The following is a 15,112-nucleotide window of genomic DNA, read 5'->3' as shown; positions in this document are numbered from 1 at the left end:
ATTCTGGAATTCAACCAATCTGGAGTCAGAAATGAGCCAAGTCACTGTACGTTCCGTGGTCTATCAGATTGACGGCCAGCCTTATGAAGGTCGCCTGGCCTTCGACGCCGAGCACAAAGGCGCGCGTCCGGGTCTGCTGATGGCGCCGAACTGGATGGGTGTCAGCGCTGGCGCTGAAGAGATCGCCAAGTCGGTGGCGGCCAAGGGTTATGTGGTGCTGATCGCTGACGTGTATGGCCAGGCCGTGCGTCCGCAGAACGCTGATCAGGCTGGTGCGGCGATGATGCCGCTGAAGAATGATCGTGCGCTGCTGCGCAAGCGTATGCAGGCCGCATTCGAGCAATTGCAGAAGCAGGGCGAGGCGGTGGTCGATACCTCGAAACTGGCGGTGTTCGGCTTCTGCTTCGGCGGTTGCTGCGCGCTGGATCTGGCCCGCACCGGTGCCCCGGTGAAAGCGGCGGTGTCGTTCCACGGCACACTGGATTCGCCGAACCCGGCGGACGCGAAGAACATCAAGGGCTCGGTGCTGGTGCTGCACGGTGCTTCGGACCCACTGGTGCCGAAAGAGCAGTTGCCGGCATTCGAGGACGAGATGAACGCTGCTGGCGTGGACTGGCAGTTGCTGAGCTACGGTGGCGCCGTGCACTCGTTCACCGATCCGCACGCCAATGTGCCGGGCAAGATGATGTACGACGCGAAGACCGCAGCGCGGGCGTTCAAGTCGATGCATGACTTGCTGGAAGAAGTGTTCAAGGGCTGAATCGGCTGAACACACTCCCACGCCTGGCGTGGGAGTGTGGCTTTACAGCGGTGTCGGTTCGCTGCGCGATTTAGGCAGCTCGATCCGCTCGACTTCCCCCGGCACCGTCGGCCAGTCCCCGGCCGCCCACTTGCGTCGCGCCTCATCGATCGCCGCCGGATCGCTCGCGACAAAATTCCAGTTGATTCGCCGTGGCCCGTCCAGTGGCGCACCACCGAACAACACGGCGTGGCTGTCGCTCTCGGCGAAGAGGCTCATCTCTTCCCCGGCCGGCAATACCGCCAGCGCATGGGGTTCCACCGTCTCGCCATTCAGCTGCACATCACCACTCAACACATACAGCGCCCGCTCTTCATGTTCGGTCGGGATCAGCAGCGTGGTCGCAGTCTGCATCTTCAATTCGGCATACAGCGTAGGAGAAAGCACCGGCACCGGTGATTCCAGGCAAAAGCCTGACCCGGCAATCATGCGGATCTGCACGCCGAGGTTGTCGCTGACCGGCAAGGTTGCGGCCGGGTGGTGGCTGTAATGCCCCGGGCCTTGTTCGTGATCCTTGGGCGAGGCGAGCCAGATTTGCAGGCCGTGCATCTTGAAGCTTTGCTCCCACAGCGGTTCGGGCGTGCGCTCGACGTGCGCGATCGCCGTACCAGCCGTCATCCAGCTGACATCGCCGGCGCTGACCACCTGATCCGAACCCAGGCTGTCCTTGTGCTGGATCTGTCCTTCGAACAAATACGTGAGGGTCGACAGACCGATGTGCGGATGCTGTCGGATGTTCATGCCTTTGCCCGCCGGATAAACCGTTTCGAGCATGTGGTCGAAAAACACAAAAGGCCCGACGCTGCGGCATTTGGCTGACGGCAGCGGGCGCAGGATCGGCTGGCCTTCGACGTCTTCGGCGCGCGGGCGGATGATCAGGGGTTGGGTGTCCATGGTCCATTCCAGGCTGAGCGGGTGATGCGTGGAGCATAACCCGCCGGTGTCATCGAGGTGATTACTGGCTGTCGAAGCCGACTGGCGCGTGGGTTTCGATGGTGACTTCGCTGGTGGTCATCAGCTTGTGGATCGGGCAGCGATCGGCGACGCGCAGCAGTTCTTCGCGCTGGGCATCGGTGAGCACGCCCTTGAGGGTGAGGGTCACGTGCAGGGCGTATTTGCCTTTCTGTTCCTGGCTGTTGTCGCGTTTGACCTCAACGCCGACGCCGGTCAGCGGGATGTCCTTTTTCTTCGCGTACAGCTTCAGGGTCAGGGCCTTGCAGGCCCCGAGGGCGGCGTCGAAGTAATCGTGCGGCTCCGGAGCCGAGCCTTCGCCGCCAGCAGTCGTCGGGACGTCTGCAAACAGCTCATGCTCATCGATCTGAACGGTGTGGCGAAAACCTTCGGCGGACACGGTATTGACGGTAACGGTCATGTGAACCTCGCAAGCTGTAGGAAAAGGGATTCGATCAAAAAAGACCTTGCAGGTATAGAGCATTTCCCACACAGGCGCGTTCCACTTTCTTGCCGGGTGAACCCTCGTTGCCCGGCGAGGGTCTAGGCTATGCCTGTCTGCCGGAGAATGCTTGTGTCCGTGTTTCGTTTGAGCCTTGCCTGCCTGATGGTTTTCACCGGCGCCGCCAGTGCCCGGGAATACACCTACAGTGACGCGCACCTGCATTACGTGGATTTTTTCCAGGAAACCGCCGGCATGCCGAAATTGCTGACGGCCATGAAGGAAAATGCCATCGAGCACGTGATGATTTCCGGCATTCCCGTGGCGAAGAAATGGCACGAAGACGAGCCGAAGCGCCCGCGTTATTACGCCGGTGATGACGCCGATGCCTACTGGTACAGCGCGACTGACGTGATCGTCGCCGACGCGGTGCAGAAGCTGACGCCGGAGCAACGCCAGTACTTTCACCCGTTTCTTTCAGGCTTCAACCCCAACGACAAGAACTCCGCCGCGCACATCCAGCGCATGCTCGATCTGTATCCCGGCTTGTGGCAGGGCATCGGCGAGGTCTTCACCCGTCACGACGATCTCACCGCACTCACCTCCGGCGACACGCCACGCGCCAACAACGAAGCCATGACCCGCATCTATCACTTGGCCGCTGAAAACGATCTGCCGGTGATGCTGCATTCCAACATCACTTCCAAGCGTGAGAAGAATCCGCTGTACCTGAAGGAAATCGAAGAGCCGCTGCGTAATCATCCGCACACCCGGTTCATCTGGGCGCATGCCGGCACCAGTGCCGAAATCCACCGTCATCAGACGCAGCTGGATTTTCTGCTGCCGACCCTCACGCGAATGCTGGAGGATTACCCGAACCTGTTCATCGATCTGTCGTGGAGCTTGCTGACGCCTTATCTGCTGGACGAAAAGGGTCAGCCGCGAGCGGAATGGGTGCAACTGGTCGAGCGCTATCCGGATCGGTTCATGATCGGTTCGGACGTGGTCGGGCGATTCAACAAACTCGGCAAGGAAATCCACGGCTTCAAGCCGTTTCTCGACGCCTTGCCGGAAGCCGTGGCGAAAAAAGTCGCACGGGACAACTTCCTGGCGATATTGCCGCGAACAGCGCTCAAGTCCGGCAAACCCACGCTGAATCGTTAATGCCGAGGGTTCGTAGGATCAAGGCCTTTTGATATCGCGTTTTGGTCTTACGCATTTTTTAAAAGGGCCGATACCTTCTAGAACAACCAGCTGCAGGGTTGATGCAGCGCTTTTGGAAGGAACCAGAGCAATGAGTATCCGTAGTCTCAATATTGCGCCCCGGGCCGGGCTGGGTTTTGGCGTGCTGGCGCTGATGGTGTTTGCCCTTGGGGCGTTCGCCCTGTTGCAGATGTCGAACATGCGTGCGCAATCCGACGAGGTCGACAACAACTGGCTGCCCAGCGTGATGGCGGTGGGCGAGATGAGCCAGGACATGCTGCGCCTGCGCGCGCTGACCATGCGCCTGTTGCTCAATCGCGATCCGCAGGCGCTGGAGCAGAACGTGGCCAAGCTCAATGATTTGCGCGGTGTGCTGAGTGAAGCCCAGCAACGTTACGACAGCCTGATCGCGTTGCCCGCAGAGCGCGCGCTGTTCGACCGCTTCAAGGTTGCCGAACACAAGTACCTGGAGCTTCAGGCACAGGTGATGACGTTGTCTGCTCAGGGACGAGTGGAAGAGGCGGCCGCCATTCTCAACGGACAGATGAGCCCGCTGGCGGATGAAATTGCAGTGACCCTGCGTGAGTTGGTCGAATTGAACAAGCACAACGCCAACCTCGCCACAGAGGCCGCACGGCTGGTGTTCACCAACTCGCGGGTGTGGGTCGGGGTGATGATCGGCATCACTGCGCTGATTACCATCGCGCTGGCGTTATTGCTGACCCGCAGCATCGTGCTGCCGCTGTCGCAATCGCTCAATGTCGCGGAAGTGGTGGCCGGAGGCGATCTGACCGGGGATATCAGCATTTCCGGCAAGGACGAACCGGCGCGGCTGCTGCACGCGCTCAAGAGCATGCAGCACAACCTGCGAGACACTATCCGCCGGATCTCCGAGTCCTCCAGTCAACTGGCCTCGGCCTCGGAAGAGTTGAGCTGCGTCACCGAAGACGCGACGCGGGGGCTGCATCAGCAGAGTCAGGAAATCGAACAGGCGGCCACGGCGGTCAATCAGATGACCGCCGCCGTGGAGGAGGTGGCGAGCAATGCCGTCGCGACTTCCGAGGCGTCCCGTGAGTCTGATCGTATTGCCCAGCATGGCCGGGAGCAGGTGCAGCAGACCGTGTCGTCCATCGAGCTGCTGGCGGACGATGTCACCGCCAATGCCACGCAGGTGGAGGACCTGGCGCAGAAGGTCTACAGCATCAGCAAAGTGCTGGATGTGATCCGCTCGATTGCCGAACAGACCAATCTGCTGGCGTTGAACGCGGCGATCGAGGCCGCACGGGCGGGAGATGCCGGACGGGGTTTTGCGGTGGTGGCGGACGAAGTGCGGGCGCTGGCCCATCGTACTCAGCAGTCGACGCAGGAGATCGAGCAGATGATCGGCGGCATCCAGCAGGGCACCGATTCGGCGGTCAGCTCGATGCAGCAGAGCAATATTCGGGCGCGCTCGACCCTGGAGCTGGCGAAGGCCGCCGGCGTTGCGCTGGAGGAAATCGCTTCGGCGTTTACCTTGATCAACGAGCGCAACCTGGTGATCGCCAGTGCGTCGGAAGAGCAGGCGGCCGTGGCGCGTGAGGTCGATCGCAACCTGATGAACATCCGTGACCTGGCGATGCAGACGTCGGCGGGTGCCAACCAGACCAGCGCTGCGAGTCAGGAGCTGTCGCGGCTGGCGGTGGACCTGAACAGCATGGTGGCCAGGTTCTCGGTCTGATCAGCGTTCGACAGGCGAAAAAAAGCCCCGCGTTTGCGGGGCTTTTTGTTGAATCAGCTGCCTTTGACTGTCTTGCCGTTGACCGTACCGTCGAGGAGCATGATGTTGTACTCCTTGCCGTCGGTTTCGACCTGTTGCAGGCGAACCAGCAGGTAATCCCAGTCCTTGGCGAACCACAGGACGGTGATGCGCTTGCTTTGTGTCGGATCGCGGACACGCTCGACCTTGATCGCATCGATCTGACCGGCCTTGGTTTCGACCTTCTCCGAACCCAGCACGCGGAAGTCGTAGGTATCGACTTCGCCATCATCGACTACCTGATAGCTCATGCTTTTCTTGCCGGCGGCCACGTCATGCTGCAGCGCCAGTTGATAGGTGGATTTGTCGACCATGCCACGGTTGAGCGGGATTTTCACCGCGTCGCCGCGGTCGGTGCCGGTCACCAGCTTGTTGGCCCAGTCGAAGTCCAGGTCAGCCTTTTTCGCCTTGCCCAGACCACCGCGTTCAAAGTGGTAGGACTGTGGCAGCAGGGTGTCCTTGTCCAGGGTCAGGGTGCTTTCCTCGGACAGGCTGGCAATCATCATCGAAGCCTTGAAGCTGAGCTTCCAGACGCCGTTGGCCTGTTTGGTCAGGCTGCGCTCGGCGGTGCCGCTCATGGGCAGCTGTTTCCAGTCGGCGGTGTAGCTGGCGGAGAACGGTTGAAGGTCTGCCGCCTGCGCGAAGGGCAGGGCGAGCAGAGCGCAAGCGAAGAGCAGGGCGCGACGCATAATATCTCCTAGTTTCGAATCAAGTGACCGCTGGCCGGCAGTGGCTGGCCATCCAGTAAAGCACCTTGCTCGCCGAGGCTCAGCCGTCCTTCGGCGAACCAGCGTACGGCCATCGGGTAGATCAGGTGTTCCTGAGCGTGAACCCGCTGCGCCAGACTTTGCGGCGAATCGTGCAACTCTACCGGGATTACTGCCTGTACGACCAGTGGTCCGCCATCGAGTTCCTCGGTGACGAAGTGCACGGAGCAGCCGTGTTCGGCGTCGCCGGCCTCCAGCGCGCGCTGATGAGTGTGTAACCCTTTGTATTTGGGTAGCAGCGACGGGTGGATGTTGAGCAGGCGACCCTGGTAGTGACGGACGAAGTCAGCGCTGAGAATGCGCATGAAGCCGGCCAGTACCACGAGTTTGGGATTGAATTCGTCGATCAGTTCGATCAGGGCGGTATCGAAGGCCTCGCGGCCCTCGAATCCCTTGTGATCCAGCGAGCGGGTAGCGATACCCGCGTCACTGGCGCGTTGCAGGCCGTAGGCGTCGGCACGGTTGGAAATCACCGCAGCGATGCGGACCGGGCTGTCGCCGGTCCGCGTGCTGTCGATCAGGGCCTGCAAGTTACTGCCGGTGCCGGACAGCAGCACCACGACATCACAGGTGTTTGGCATCAGTGAGCCTTGAGGTTCTTCAGTTCGACCTGGGCCGCGCCTTCGGCAGCGACAGCGATCTGACCGATGACCCAAGGCTGCTCGCCGGCGTCACGCAGGGTGTTCAGGGCAACTTCAACGTGCTCCTGAGCCACGCAGATCACCATGCCCACGCCGCAGTTCAGCACGCGGTGCATTTCGGTTTCGTCGACGTTGCCTTTCTCTTGCAGCCAGTCGAAGACGGCCGGGCGGTTCCAGCTGGCCACGTCAACCACGGCCTGAGCGCCTTTTGGCAGAACGCGCGGGATGTTGTCCAGCAGGCCACCACCGGTGATGTGGGCCATGGCCTTGACCGCGCCGGTGTCCTTGATCAGCTTGAGCAGCGGCTTCACGTAGATGCGGGTCGGGGCCATCAGCAGTTCGGTCAGCGGCTTGCCGTCGAGCTGTACGGTTTCGATGTCGGCACCGGACACTTCGATGATCTTGCGGATCAGCGAGTAGCCGTTGGAGTGCGGGCCGGACGATGGCAGGGCGATCAGGGCATCACCGGTGGCGACTTTCGAGCCGTCGATGATTTCGGCTTTTTCCACGACGCCGACGCAGAAACCGGCCAGGTCGTAGTCTTCGCCTTCGTACATGCCAGGCATTTCAGCGGTTTCGCCGCCGACCAGCGAGCAGCCAGCCAGTTCGCAGCCTGCACCGATACCGGTAACCACGGTGGCGGCCACGTCGACGTTCAACTTGCCGGTGGCGTAGTAGTCGAGGAAGAACAGCGGCTCGGCGCCGCACACCACCAGATCGTTGACGCACATGGCGACCAGGTCCTGGCCGATGCTGTCGTGCTTGTTCAGGTTCAGCGCCAGGCGCAGTTTGGTGCCGACGCCGTCAGTACCGGAAACCAGTACCGGCTGCTTGTAACCGGCCGGGATCTCGCAGAGGGCGCCGAAACCGCCCAGGCCGCCCATGACTTCCGGGCGCGCAGTGCGCTTGGCGACGCTCTTGATGCGTTCGACCAATGCTTCACCGGCGTCGATGTCTACACCGGCGTCCTTGTAGCTCAGGGAGGGTTGCTTGCTCATGATCCAGGCCTTTAGGGGAGGGGATTCAGGGGTAACGACCGAGTTCAGCGGGAGCGCCGAATCCGACAGGGGCGATTGCCTCACGCGAAGTTCGGGGTGCCCGGCTGTTGCCGGTCTGCGAAGGCGCGCGATTTTATCAGGCTTGAGGGGCAGCGGCCATCCTCACGCCGACGGGCAGGGGCATATCGGTGGAAAAATTTTGCAATTGACGCTGTGGGCGACATCACGGGTGCCTGTATAAGGAACCGTCTATCGTTAGGACTGTGCAAAAACTTACCGACCGCGTGTGAATGTTTTGCGACGGCCTGTGGTCACAGGCTTGCCACAACGGTACACGCGGCCTGTTCCAGCCGCTCTTGTCGACGGGAATTCTCCATGCGTTTTTGTAAATGGTTGTTAGTGGGTGGCTTCTCTCTGATCAGCCTGGCGAGCCAGGCCGAAAATCTCAAAGGTCTTTATCAGGTGCGTGAGCCGGTCACTGGCCAGTCGCCAGAGGAGCGCGATCGCGCGACCCAGGCTGCGCTGGATACGCTGGTGCTGCGCCTGACCGGCGACCCGAAGGCCCCGCAGAACCCGGGGCTGGCGCCGGTTCGCAAGGATCCGCAGCAGATCATCAGTCAGTTCGGTTTCGATGCCGGGCCGCCGGAAGTGCTGAAAGTCGATTTCGACCCGGGAACCACCGAGCAGGCGTTGCGCCGCGCCGGGCTGGCGCTGTGGGGTGCCAACCGGCCCTCGATCCTGAGTTGGTGGCTGAACGATTCGACCGAGGGTTCGAGCCTGGTGGGCGACGGTCAGGCCAGTGCCGCACCGTTGCGCCGCGCCGCCCAGCACCGTGGATTGCCGTTGCGCCTGCCGCTGGCGGACTTGAGCGAGCAATTGGTTGCCACGGCGCCGGCACTCGAAGGTGCCGACCCGGCGCCGCTGCGTAACGCTTCCGAGCGCTACAACGCCGACGCCCTGCTCGCCGTGCATGCTCGCGAAGAAAGCGGGCAATGGCAGGCCAAATGGCAATTGTGGCTGGGCGATAAAAAAGAGGCGGGCAGCGTGCAGGGCGCGGATCAGGCTGCCGTGGCCGATGCGGTGATGCTGGCGGTCACCGAGCGTCTCGCGCCGCGCTTTGTGGCCAAACCGGGCGCGTCCGGCCAGCAGACCCTGGAAGTCCAGGGCATGAATCTGGAGCACTACGCAGCGCTGCTGCGGTTACTCGAACCGTTCGGCGTGCGTCTGCAGAGTGTCGATGCCGATCGCATCCTTTATCGGGTCAACGGTAGTGCCGATCAGCTGCGGGCGCAGCTGTCGCTGGCGAAGTTGCAGGAACTGCCGGCCGAGGCGCCGGCTCCGGTTGCTGCACCTCAGCCTGCGGTCGCCGGGGCGCCACCAGTCGTTGCGCCGACGCCGGCACCGGTGGCGCCGTCTTTGCGGTTCCGCTGGTAGGTTTTCTTTCTTATATATAAGCAATGGAGTGTTACATGGCCGATACGCGGCGTTGGTTCTGGCTCGGTGGGGTGCTCCTGCTTTGCGCGTTTGTCTGGTTGCTGCATCCGATCCTTACGCCGTTTCTGGTGGCGCTGCTGCTCGCCTATCTGTTCGATCCGCTCGTCGATCGTCTGGAACGCCTGGGGCTGTCTCGCACCTGGGGTGTGATCGCGGTGTTCGCCTTGTTCACCCTGATCGTCACTGCGTTGTTGCTGGTGCTGGTGCCGATGCTCGCCAAGCAATTAGTACGGCTGTATGAACTGGCGCCGCAAATGCTCGACTGGTTGCAGCACACCGCCGTGCCATGGGCGCAATCGAAGCTGGGGCTGTCGGACGGCTTCTGGAAGTTCGACAAGGTCAAAGCCGCAATCAGCGAACACATGGGCCAGACCACGGATATCGTCGGTGTGGTGCTGAGTCAGGCGACGGCCTCGAGCCTGGCACTGATCGGCTGGCTGGCGAATCTGGTGCTGATCCCGGTGGTGAGCTTTTACCTGCTGCGTGATTGGGACGTGATGATGGCCAAGATCCGTGGCCTGTTGCCCCGTGATCGCGAAGAGCGTGTGGTGGCGCTGGCGGGTGAGTGCCATGAAGTGCTGGGCGCGTTCGTGCGCGGGCAGTTGCTGGTGATGCTGGCGCTGGGCGTGATCTATGCGGCCGGTCTGATGATTGTCGGGCTGGAGCTGGGCCTGTTGATCGGTCTGATCGCGGGGCTGGCGGCGATTGTGCCGTACATGGGATTTGTGATCGGCATCGGCGCGGCGCTGATTGCCGGGTTGTTCCAGTTCGGTGGCGATCTGTATCCGATGATCGGGATCGTGGCGGTGTTCATGGTTGGTCAGGCACTGGAAGGCATGGTGCTGACGCCTTTGCTGGTGGGGGACCGGATCGGTCTGCACCCGGTGGCGGTGATTTTCGCGATTCTGGCCGGTGGCGAGCTGTTCGGCTTCACCGGTGTGCTGCTGGCATTGCCGGTGGCGGCGGTGATCATGGTGCTGGTGCGACACGTCCACGATCTGTACAAGGATTCCGACATCTATAGCGGGGTGGATGAGCCGGAGTTGTAATCGTGAAGGTCGGGCTGCCCGGTGGATCGCCGGGTTGGCCCGTCTCATGCAGGCCATGGCGCCAAAGAAACTGTCATAAAACCAGCACGTTAACGCAAACCTTTGATTTTGCTTGGGGTCTGTCGCATTGTGCGCTCCGCTTCACGGGTATAAACTTCGCTCACTTTACACAGAGGCCACTAACGGTTCCTTGGGAACTGTTCAGTCAGCATGAAACCGATTCAGCTGCCCCTAGGTGTGCGTCTGCGTGACGACGCCACCTTCATCAACTACTACCCAGGCGCCAATGCCGCTGCACTCGGCTATGTCGAGCGTCTATGCGAAGCCGACGCCGGCTGGACCGAAAGCCTGATCTATCTGTGGGGCAAGCACGGGGTAGGGCGGACGCATCTGTTGCAGGCCGCGTGCCTGCGCTTCGAACAGATGGGTGAACCGGCGGTGTACCTGCCGCTGGCCGAGTTGATGGATCGCGGCATCGAAATTCTCGACAACCTCGAACAGTACGAACTGGTCTGCCTGGATGACTTGCAGGTGATTGCCGGCAAGGCGGACTGGGAAGAGGCGATGTTTCATCTGTTCAACCGTCTGCGTGACAGCGGTCGGCGTCTGCTGATCGCGGCGTCCACTTCGCCACGTGAATTGCCGATCAAACTGGCTGACCTGAAATCGCGCCTGACCCTGGCGCTGATCTTCCAGATGCGTCCGCTCTCCGACGAAGACAAATTGCGCGCCCTGCAATTGCGTGCTTCCCGTCGCGGCCTGCACCTGACCGACGAGGTCGGGCATTTTATCTTGACTCGCGGTACCCGCAGCATGAGCGCGCTTTTCGATCTGCTGGAGCAGCTCGATCAGGCCTCTTTGCAGGCTCAGCGCAAGCTGACCATTCCCTTCCTGAAAGAAACCCTGGGCTGGTAAAACCGGGGCTTTCAGCCGGTTTCGGCATATTTCAGGCGCCAGAAAACCCGCTTTCCTGTGGGGCTCACAGGCCGCGTCTCGATTCAAATAGGCTTAAGCGCTTAGATGTAAACGAGAAACCGGGGAGTCACAAAAAGATCGATTGAATTTGCAAATGAGGCTGATAGCGGGCATAGTCTCGGCTTCTTTACAACTATCAGCCACGGTCGTGCCCATGCTAAAGCGCTTCGCACCCCTCGTGCCTCTCGCACTCGTCACCCTGTTGTTCGGTTGCGCTGCTCATTCACCTGTTAATCAAGAGCAGCAACAACAGGTTAAAAATTCTGCCACCGCCCAGTCCTCCGTTATTTACCAGGAAGAGCTGGACACCGAAAAAGAACTCGCCGACTTCAACGGCAAGAAGCCTTACCAGCTTCCGGTTCTGGCCGACAGCATCCTCGAACGCGGCATGTCCCTGATCGGTACCCGTTACCGTTTCGGTGGTACCTCTGAAGCCGGTTTCGATTGCAGCGGTTTCATCGGCTATCTGTTCCGTGAAGAGGCCGGCATGAACCTGCCACGCTCCACCCGCGAAATGATCAACGTTGATGCGCCGCTGGTTTCGCGCAGCAACCTCGAGCCGGGCGACCTGCTGTTCTTCGCCACCAATGGTCGTCGCGGTCGTGTCAGTCACGCCGGGATCTACCTGGGCGACAACCAGTTCATCCATTCCAGCTCTCGTCGCAGCGGCGGTGTTCGCATCGACAGCCTGGGCGACAGCTACTGGAGCAAGACCTTTATCGAAGCCAAACGCGCTTTGGCGAACGCTCCAACCGTGGTTACCGCTCGCAAGTAATCACGCATTTGTCGCCACGCTCGTGGCGACAAAGCGGCCCTTCAGAGGCAATAGACCTAAACTTTACAAGGTGAAGTTAAAGTCTTACTTGAAGTTTGCCGCGTAGCCGCTAGAATCCTGATCTATATTGATGGCAAACCGCCTGCGTCCCAACGCAGGCGGTTTTGTTTTCTATCGAATCGGCAGTCAAAGCCGCAGCCAGATCAGGATGTTCTGCATATGACGATGTCGGCCCGCTTTGCCTTGATGTTCTTCGCCGCGCTGCTCAGCGCCTGCGCCAGCCGCACTCCACCCCCTGCGCCGGTGGTTCGCGCTCCGATCGTGTTCGGATCCTCCCAGACCTTTTCGCCTGCTGCCGAAGACGTGCTGTTCCGCGCGCTAGGGCTGGTCGGCACGCCTTATCGCTGGGGCGGCAATACGCCGGATTCGGGCTTCGATTGCAGTGGTCTGATTGGTTTTGTCTACCGCGATGCCGCCGGCATCAGCCTGCCGCGTTCCACCCGCGAAATGATCGTGATGCAGGCGCCGAATGTCGGCAAAGAAGGGCTGCAAACCGGCGACCTGATCTTCTTCGCCACCAATGGCGGCTCTCAGGTCAGCCATGCGGGGATCTACGTCGGGGAAGGGCGCTTCGTTCATGCGCCCGCCACCGGCGGCACGGTGAAGCTGGACAGCCTGTCGAAAGCCTATTGGCAGAAAGCCTATCTGAGCGCCAAGCGCGTTCTGCAGCCGGAGCATCTGGCGCATAACCCGTAATCCAGATACATAAAAACCGTGGGAGCTGAATGGCTCCCACGGTTTTTTTATACCTGCAACAGACTAACGGGTCGCTGAAACCCGCCACACCTTGTTACCCACGTCATCCGCCACCAGCAACCCACCTTGCTGATCGATCACCACGCCGACCGGGCGACCCAGCGCGTTTTCGTCCTTGTCGAGGAATCCGGTCAGCACGTCAACCGGTGTGCCGCTCGGTTTGCCAGCAGCAAACGGCACAAAGATCACCTTGTAGCCACTGTGCGGCTTGCGGTTCCACGAGCCGTGCTGGCCGATGAATGCGCCTTCCTTGAACTGTGCCGGCAAGCGATTGCCCTCGGCGAAGGTCAGCCCCAGTGATGCGGTGTGCGGGCCGACGGCGTAGTCCGGAGCGATGGCCTTGGCCACCATGTCCGGCCGCTGGGGTTCCACGCGCACATCAACGTGCTGGCCGTAGTAGCTGAACGGCCAGCCATAGAAACCACCGTCCTTGACCGAGGTGATGTAGTCCGGCACCAGATCGCTGCCAATCTCATCGCGTTCGTTGACGGCGGTCCACAGCGCACCGCTTTGCGGTTCCCAGGCCAGGCCGTTGGGGTTGCGGATGCCCGAGGCGAAGATCCGGTGGTTGCCGGTGGCGCGATCCACTTCCCAGATCGCCGCGCGGCCTTCTTCCTGGTCGAGACCGTTTTCACCGACGTTGCTGTTCGAGCCGACGGTGACGTACAGCTTGCTGCCGTCTTTGCTGGCGATGACGTTCTTGGTCCAGTGATGGTTGAGCGTGCCGCCCGGCAAATCCACGACCTTGATCGGCTGGCTCTTGATTTCGGTCGCGCCGGGCTCGTAGTTAAAGCGCAGCAGGCGATCGGTATCGGCGACGTAAAGATCGTTGCCGACCAGGGTCATGCCGAACGGCGAATTGAGGTTTTGCAGGAACACCGTGCGGGTTTCGGCCACGCCATCATGATCGGCATCGCGCAACAGTGTGATGCGGTTCGGACTGGGCACGCCGGCGCCGGCACGGCCCATGACTTTCTTCATCACCCAGCCGCGAATGCCCTTGCCGTCGTCGGGTTTGGGTGGGGCGTTGGTTTCCGCCACCAGCACATCGCCATTGGGCAGCACGTAGAGCCAGCGTGGGTGATCGAGATTTTCGGCAAACGCCGCCACCTGCGTACCTGTCGCTGCCATCGGTTTGGCGCCGGCCGGCCAGCCGATGGCCGGGGCGATGTTCACCGTCGGGATCAGCGTCTTGTTCGGTTCGGGCAGTTTCGGTGACGGACCGGTGCCGTCGGTAACTTGCAGGCTGGAGGATTCACCACAGGCGGCGAGCCCTCCGGCGATCATGATGACGAAAACGAGCTGGGGCTTGCGCATTGCTGATCTTCCCTATGAATGCATTCCTAAACATAGAGAAGCGCACAAGCCCGATGGTTCAACCCTCAGCCGCGGGCCTCCTTGAACAGCACGGCAATGCCGGGGTGATAGTTGCCGGCTTCGCTGCGCAATTTGCGGTAGGCGTAGGGGAAATACCAGGCGACGGCGCAGGTGTGTTCCTTTTGCAGGTCGTCGACCATGTCCTGCAATTCTTCCGGGCTGGCGCTGTGTTGGGCTTTTTGCGGGGCGACGAATAGGCAGCCGAGTTTCAGGTCGCTGGCGTAGCTGATGCGCTTGGCGTCGCTGGTGATATCCGCCAGGGCCTGGGTCAGATTCAGGCTGGTGACGCGCGGCCAGCGTTGGGTCGCCTGAATGAAGGCGCGATCCTCGGCGCCAGCGATAAACAAATCGGCGCGGGCGTTGCGCTCGCCTTCTTCGTTTTGTTTGCGGGTGGCGGTGTCGCGCAGGGTGACCAGTTCAGCCATCCACGCGGCGGCCGACAGCAGACCGAGGTTGGCTTTTTCGTCGTGCCAGTAGGGCGTGTCATTGTCGCCGCGCACGGCGTTGTAGCGGTCGATACAGTCAAACCAGCGTTCCAGCACCGGGCGCAGGAATTCCAGCCGCGGATTGCTGATGATCATGCCTTGCATGGGGTTCTCCCTTGTTATTGTGATGGGCTCTCTGCAGTCAAAGAGCATGGCTCTTTGATATCACTCATGTCAGTGTGGCACAAGATTGGCGTCAGTTAATTGATCGGCGGCAGTTATTCGCCGCACAAGCCCCTCTTCAATTGACGCTCCACCCCCAACCCTCTAACCTTCGCGGCTTGTTTCAGGTGCTCTGTGGCGCATGTCGACAGAGTGAAACAGGGAAGCCGGTGAGGCGGGTCTTCGAGCGAAGAACCCTCACGATCCCGGCGCTGCCCCCGCAACGGTAAATGAGTAAAAGCTGCGTCTGATGCCACTGCTTAACAGCGGGAAGGCGCGCAGCCAGGCACCAGCCGCTCATGAGCCCGGAGACCGGCCTGATCCATCCAGCGGCATCACGGTGGGCGATGCCAGGCTTGTTGCCGTCTATTCTTGTGCCTGCC

The 15,112-nt window shown here is 61.1% G+C and carries 15 protein-coding genes, 1 pseudogene and 1 riboswitch; of the genes and pseudogenes, 9 read left to right on the top strand and 7 right to left on the bottom strand.

All coding sequences use genetic code 11. The features are described from left to right. Positions 1–31: 31 nt before the first annotated feature. Positions 32–760 (top strand): dienelactone hydrolase family protein, encoded by a 729-nt coding sequence (locus tag ACTJK9_RS12705; protein WP_064594496.1) that lies wholly within the window; start codon positions 32–34, stop codon positions 758–760. Between the two features lie 42 nt (positions 761–802). Here ACTJK9_RS12705 and ACTJK9_RS12700 read toward each other — a convergent pair whose 3' ends face one another. Then, entirely contained in the window at positions 803–1,693 is an 891-nt protein-coding gene (locus ACTJK9_RS12700; RefSeq protein WP_440814150.1) for a pirin family protein, read from the bottom strand. 61 nt (positions 1,694–1,754) lie between these two features. Beyond that, positions 1,755–2,171 carry an OsmC family protein gene (locus tag ACTJK9_RS12695; RefSeq protein WP_007959010.1) on the bottom strand — a complete coding sequence of 139 codons (417 nt, stop codon included), beginning with the start codon at positions 2,169–2,171 and terminating at the stop codon, positions 1,755–1,757. Positions 2,172–2,300: 129 nt separating this feature from the next. On the opposite strand from ACTJK9_RS12695, the gene ACTJK9_RS12690 reads away from it, so the two are divergent. The 3 genes and pseudogenes from ACTJK9_RS12690 to ACTJK9_RS12680 all read left to right on the top strand — a co-directional run bounded on the left by ACTJK9_RS12690 (position 2,301) and on the right by ACTJK9_RS12680 (position 5,112). After that, positions 2,301–3,356 (top strand): amidohydrolase family protein, encoded by a 1,056-nt coding sequence (locus ACTJK9_RS12690; protein ID WP_440814147.1) that lies wholly within the window; start codon positions 2,301–2,303, stop codon positions 3,354–3,356. Between the two features lie 130 nt (positions 3,357–3,486). Then, a pseudogene (locus tag ACTJK9_RS12685) lies at positions 3,487–4,014 on the top strand (MCP four helix bundle domain-containing protein); the annotation flags it as partial. Positions 4,015–4,068: 54 nt separating this feature from the next. Continuing rightward, complete coding sequence (locus ACTJK9_RS12680; protein ID WP_440814304.1) at positions 4,069–5,112, top strand: methyl-accepting chemotaxis protein; 1,044 nt, start codon at positions 4,069–4,071, stop codon at positions 5,110–5,112. Positions 5,113–5,165: 53 nt separating this feature from the next. Here ACTJK9_RS12680 and ACTJK9_RS12675 read toward each other — a convergent pair whose 3' ends face one another. From ACTJK9_RS12675 to purM, 3 genes are read right to left on the bottom strand one after another with little or no spacing between them, the layout of a single operon-like run. Next, positions 5,166–5,879, bottom strand: a complete 714-nt coding sequence (locus ACTJK9_RS12675; protein ID WP_007950391.1) for a DUF3108 domain-containing protein — start codon at positions 5,877–5,879, stop codon at positions 5,166–5,168. A gap of 8 nt (positions 5,880–5,887) precedes the next feature. Continuing rightward, on the bottom strand, positions 5,888–6,538 hold the full coding sequence (gene purN / locus ACTJK9_RS12670) for a phosphoribosylglycinamide formyltransferase (RefSeq protein ID WP_085611491.1): 651 nt from the start codon (positions 6,536–6,538) through the stop codon (positions 5,888–5,890). After that, positions 6,538–7,596: a phosphoribosylformylglycinamidine cyclo-ligase gene (purM, locus tag ACTJK9_RS12665; protein ID WP_007950393.1), complete on the bottom strand. Its 1,059-nt coding sequence runs from the start codon at positions 7,594–7,596 to the stop codon at positions 6,538–6,540. The genes purN and purM overlap by 1 nt, the downstream gene beginning before the upstream one ends. 375 nt (positions 7,597–7,971) lie before the next feature. Between purM and ACTJK9_RS12660 the strand changes: the two genes are divergently transcribed. The 5 genes from ACTJK9_RS12660 (at position 7,972) to ACTJK9_RS12640 (ending at position 12,645) form a co-directional block, all read left to right on the top strand. Next, positions 7,972–9,030 (top strand): DUF2066 domain-containing protein, encoded by a 1,059-nt coding sequence (locus tag ACTJK9_RS12660; RefSeq protein WP_440814144.1) that lies wholly within the window; start codon positions 7,972–7,974, stop codon positions 9,028–9,030. A 35-nt stretch (positions 9,031–9,065) separates the two neighbouring features. Beyond that, entirely contained in the window at positions 9,066–10,139 is a 1,074-nt protein-coding gene (locus ACTJK9_RS12655) for an AI-2E family transporter (protein WP_039769808.1), read from the top strand. Between the two features lie 210 nt (positions 10,140–10,349). Then, a complete protein-coding gene (gene hda / locus ACTJK9_RS12650; protein ID WP_007950396.1) occupies positions 10,350–11,054 on the top strand; it encodes a DnaA regulatory inactivator Hda in 705 nt (234 codons plus the stop codon). Positions 11,055–11,268: 214 nt separating this feature from the next. After that, positions 11,269–11,889 carry a C40 family peptidase gene (locus tag ACTJK9_RS12645; RefSeq protein ID WP_039769810.1) on the top strand — a complete coding sequence of 207 codons (621 nt, stop codon included), beginning with the start codon at positions 11,269–11,271 and terminating at the stop codon, positions 11,887–11,889. Between the two features lie 219 nt (positions 11,890–12,108). Then, positions 12,109–12,645, top strand: coding sequence for a C40 family peptidase (locus ACTJK9_RS12640; RefSeq protein WP_039769812.1), 537 nt, complete (start codon positions 12,109–12,111; stop codon positions 12,643–12,645). A gap of 63 nt (positions 12,646–12,708) precedes the next feature. Here the strand turns inward: ACTJK9_RS12640 and ACTJK9_RS12635 are convergent, their stop codons facing one another. Further along, positions 12,709–14,022 carry a PQQ-dependent sugar dehydrogenase gene (locus tag ACTJK9_RS12635; protein WP_085611489.1) on the bottom strand — a complete coding sequence of 438 codons (1,314 nt, stop codon included), beginning with the start codon at positions 14,020–14,022 and terminating at the stop codon, positions 12,709–12,711. A gap of 65 nt (positions 14,023–14,087) precedes the next feature. Further along, entirely contained in the window at positions 14,088–14,672 is a 585-nt protein-coding gene (locus tag ACTJK9_RS12630) for a hypothetical protein (RefSeq protein ID WP_039769816.1), read from the bottom strand. A gap of 166 nt (positions 14,673–14,838) precedes the next feature. Continuing rightward, positions 14,839–15,064: riboswitch (cobalamin riboswitch) on the top strand. Positions 15,065–15,112 lie beyond the last annotated feature (48 nt).

The sequence above is a fragment of the Pseudomonas sp. 22082 genome (assembly GCF_052046055.1).
Taxonomy (GTDB): domain Bacteria; phylum Pseudomonadota; class Gammaproteobacteria; order Pseudomonadales; family Pseudomonadaceae; genus Aquipseudomonas; species Aquipseudomonas pharyngis.
Note: the sequence above shows the minus strand (reverse complement) of the source record. Positions and strands in the feature narration are given on the sequence as shown.

What these genes read in the sequence shown, in the direction of transcription:
- ACTJK9_RS12705 (WP_064594496.1), top strand. Translation starts at nt 32, where the DNA reads ATGAGCCAAGTCACTGTACGTTCCGTGGTCTATCAGATTGACGGCCAG.
- ACTJK9_RS12700 (WP_440814150.1), bottom strand. Translation starts at nt 1,693, where the DNA reads ATGGACACCCAACCCCTGATCATCCGCCCGCGCGCCGAAGACGTCGAA.
- ACTJK9_RS12695 (WP_007959010.1), bottom strand. Translation starts at nt 2,171, where the DNA reads ATGACCGTTACCGTCAATACCGTGTCCGCCGAAGGTTTTCGCCACACC.
- ACTJK9_RS12690 (WP_440814147.1), top strand. Translation starts at nt 2,301, where the DNA reads ATGCCTGTCTGCCGGAGAATGCTTGTGTCCGTGTTTCGTTTGAGCCTT.
- ACTJK9_RS12680 (WP_440814304.1), top strand. Translation starts at nt 4,069, where the DNA reads ATGATCGGCATCACTGCGCTGATTACCATCGCGCTGGCGTTATTGCTG.
- ACTJK9_RS12675 (WP_007950391.1), bottom strand. Translation starts at nt 5,879, where the DNA reads ATGCGTCGCGCCCTGCTCTTCGCTTGCGCTCTGCTCGCCCTGCCCTTC.
- purN (WP_085611491.1), bottom strand. Translation starts at nt 6,538, where the DNA reads ATGCCAAACACCTGTGATGTCGTGGTGCTGCTGTCCGGCACCGGCAGT.
- purM (WP_007950393.1), bottom strand. Translation starts at nt 7,596, where the DNA reads ATGAGCAAGCAACCCTCCCTGAGCTACAAGGACGCCGGTGTAGACATC.
- ACTJK9_RS12660 (WP_440814144.1), top strand. Translation starts at nt 7,972, where the DNA reads ATGCGTTTTTGTAAATGGTTGTTAGTGGGTGGCTTCTCTCTGATCAGC.
- ACTJK9_RS12655 (WP_039769808.1), top strand. Translation starts at nt 9,066, where the DNA reads ATGGCCGATACGCGGCGTTGGTTCTGGCTCGGTGGGGTGCTCCTGCTT.
- hda (WP_007950396.1), top strand. Translation starts at nt 10,350, where the DNA reads ATGAAACCGATTCAGCTGCCCCTAGGTGTGCGTCTGCGTGACGACGCC.
- ACTJK9_RS12645 (WP_039769810.1), top strand. Translation starts at nt 11,269, where the DNA reads ATGCTAAAGCGCTTCGCACCCCTCGTGCCTCTCGCACTCGTCACCCTG.
- ACTJK9_RS12640 (WP_039769812.1), top strand. Translation starts at nt 12,109, where the DNA reads ATGACGATGTCGGCCCGCTTTGCCTTGATGTTCTTCGCCGCGCTGCTC.
- ACTJK9_RS12635 (WP_085611489.1), bottom strand. Translation starts at nt 14,022, where the DNA reads ATGCGCAAGCCCCAGCTCGTTTTCGTCATCATGATCGCCGGAGGGCTC.
- ACTJK9_RS12630 (WP_039769816.1), bottom strand. Translation starts at nt 14,672, where the DNA reads ATGCAAGGCATGATCATCAGCAATCCGCGGCTGGAATTCCTGCGCCCG.